Annotated in this window: 2 protein-coding genes; one reads left to right on the top strand and one right to left on the bottom strand. The window is 68.8% G+C overall.

The window, feature by feature from the left end; genetic code table 11:
* Nucleotides 1-39: 39 nt before the first annotated feature.
* A complete protein-coding gene (locus ACFV6I_RS38995; protein ID WP_063347864.1) occupies nucleotides 40-1,332 on the bottom strand; it encodes an extracellular solute-binding protein in 1,293 nt (430 codons plus the stop codon).
* A gap of 337 nt (nucleotides 1,333-1,669) precedes the next feature.
* On the opposite strand from ACFV6I_RS38995, the gene ACFV6I_RS38990 reads away from it, so the two are divergent.
* Nucleotides 1,670-2,461: a GntR family transcriptional regulator gene (locus tag ACFV6I_RS38990; protein WP_244293370.1), complete on the top strand. Its 792-nt coding sequence runs from the start codon at nucleotides 1,670-1,672 to the stop codon at nucleotides 2,459-2,461.
* The last annotated feature ends 113 nt before the right edge of the window (nucleotides 2,462-2,574 follow it).

Raw genomic sequence — 2,574 nt, 5'->3', positions numbered from 1 at the left:
ACCCCCCGCCGGGGGTCGGTGAGCGACGCCGCTCGGTGCCTACTGCTTCTGGTTGAGCCGCTTCGCGATCTCGTCGTCGTACTTCTTCGCGGTGGCCGCGTAGTCGCCGCCCTGGAGGGCCGCGGTCAGGAACTCCTTGATCGGGTTCGGCTTGTCCTCGACGCTCGCCCAGTTCGGGGTGATCGGGGTGACCGCGCCGACCGCCGAGGCGGACTGGGCGGCCTTCGCGAAGTCGCCGGTGAGCTGGCTGTTCAGCGCGGCCTTGTTCGGGATGTTGCCGGCGGCGGCGACCGCGCCCTCGTTCTTGTCGTTGAGGGCGATCTTCAGGAAGTCCTTGGCCATGTCGGTGTTCTTGCTCTGCGCACCGATCGCCAGGTTCGAGCCGCCGAGGAAGACGCCGGAGGGCTTGTCAGCGGTCTTGCCCGGGAGCGGGAAGAAGCCGATCTTGTCCTTCGCCATGTCCTTCTCCGCCGGGAGCTCCCAGCCGAGGGCGATCATGGTGCCGACGTTGCCCTTGCCGAAGACGTCCTTCTGCTGCGGGGTGGCCTCGTCCTTGTCCTTCGGACCGGTGGCCGAGTAGCCCTGCAGCTTCTTGTAGGTCTCGAAGGCCTTCTGCGCCTCGGGCGAGGACAGGCCGCCGACCCACTTGTCGCCGTCCTTCTTGGCGATCTTGCCGCCCTCACCGGTGAGCAGACCGAAGTAGGTGTACCACTCCTGACCCGGCAGGTAGATCGGGTCGGCGACGCCCTCGGTGGCCTTCAGCTTGTCCAGGTCGGCGTAGAACTCGTCCAGGGTCTTCGGCGCGTCGGTCAGCTGGGCCTTGGCCCAGAGGTCCTTGTTGTAGGCGACGACGCGGTTGGAGACCCACCACGGGGCGGCGAACTGCTTGCCGTCCAGCTGGGCGGCCTCGTTCTGGTTGGCGTTCCAACCGTCGCCGCCCAGGGCGGACTTGTCCTTGGTGATGTCGAGCAGGCCGCCCGAGGCCGCGTAGCCGGAGGTCTGGGTGTTGCCGAGCTCGACGACGTCGACCGAGCCCTCGGACAGCGCGGCGGTCACCTTCTGACCGATGCCGTCCCACTCCTGGATCTGGAAGTCGACCTTGGAGCCCGGGTAGGTGGTCTCGAACTCGCTCTTGACCGCGTCGGTCCAGCCCTTCGGGGCGGAGCCGGTCATCAGCCACACCTTCAGCGTCTTGCCGCTGTAGTTCTTGGCGCCCGCCGCGGACGACGAGTTCGAACCGGCGTTGTCCTTGCTCTTGCCGTCCGAGCCACAGGCCGCCAGGCCGACGACCATTGCTGCGACGCCGACCGCCGCGATGAGCTGACGCTTCACGCCATCCTCCTGAGGGATGCCTGGGTTACCCCCGTCGGGCGGCAGCGGCAGACCCACGTAAAGCGGGGGGAAAGGTGCCGCGGACCCCTTCGAGCGGGTGGGGGGATTCATAGTGACCGGCCTAGTGGTGTAGACCAGATGCCTGGAGCTTGGCCTAGACCAATGGGCCTGTCAACGGCTGTTCGACCGATCCGGACCACCCGTTATCAAGCCGACACCGCACATCGTTCATCGCGTGATGAGGTATTCGTTCCGTAGCCATACATGCAACGATGTCACCCGTTAACTATGTGGCGGGGCCCGTAAAGGCCCCGCGAGAAGCGGGAGAACAGGTCCGATGAGCAGCGACGGGGGAACCACCGCCCAGGTCAACGACCCCGAGGTGAAAAACCTCCCGACGCAGGCCGGCGCCGACCCGACCGCGCGCGTCCCCAAGTACTACGGTCTCAAGCGCCACCTGCTCCAGCTGACCGAGACCCAGCCCGCCGGCACCCCGGTCCCGCCCGAGCGCGCGCTGGCCGCCCAGTTCGACACCTCCCGCACCACCGTGCGCCAGGCGCTGCAGGAACTGGTCGTCGAGGGCCGGCTGGAGCGCATCCAGGGCAAGGGCACCTTCGTCGCCAAGCCCAAGGTCGCCCAGGCCCTCCAGCTCACCTCCTACACCGAGGACATGCGGGCCCAGGGCCTGGAGCCCGCCTCGCGGCTGATCGAGATCGGCTACATCACCGCCGACGACCGGCTCGCCCCGCTGCTCGACATCAAGCCCGGCGGCCGGGTGCTGCGGATCGAGCGCCTGCGACTGGCCAACGGCGACCCGATGGCCATCGAGGTCGCCCACCTGTCCGCCAAGCGCTTCCCCGCGCTGCGGCGCAACCTCGCCAAGCACAACTCGCTGTACGCGGCGCTGCGCGAGGTGTACGGGGTCACCGTGGCCGAGGCCGAGGAGACCATCGAGACCACCCTCGCCAACCCGCGCGAGGCCGGCCTGCTCGGCTCCGACCTCGGGCTGCCGATGCTCCAGCTCTCCCGGCACTCCTTCGACGCCGACGGCGACCCGGTGGAGTGGGTCCGCTCGATCTACCGCGGCGACCGCTACAAGTTCATCACCCGGCTCAAGCGCCCGGAGTAGTCCGGGCGGAGCAGTCCGGGCGAGGCAGTTCGGGGCGGAGTAGCTCAGGGCAGAGCACTCCCCCCTCGCACCACGGGCACCGGCGCGCGCGAGCCGCGCGCGCCGGGGCCCCG

This window comes from Kitasatospora sp. NPDC059803, from assembly GCF_042732255.1.
Taxonomy (GTDB): Bacteria; Actinomycetota; Actinomycetes; order Streptomycetales; family Streptomycetaceae; genus Kitasatospora.
This window is presented reverse-complemented; position numbering and strand designations above follow the sequence as displayed.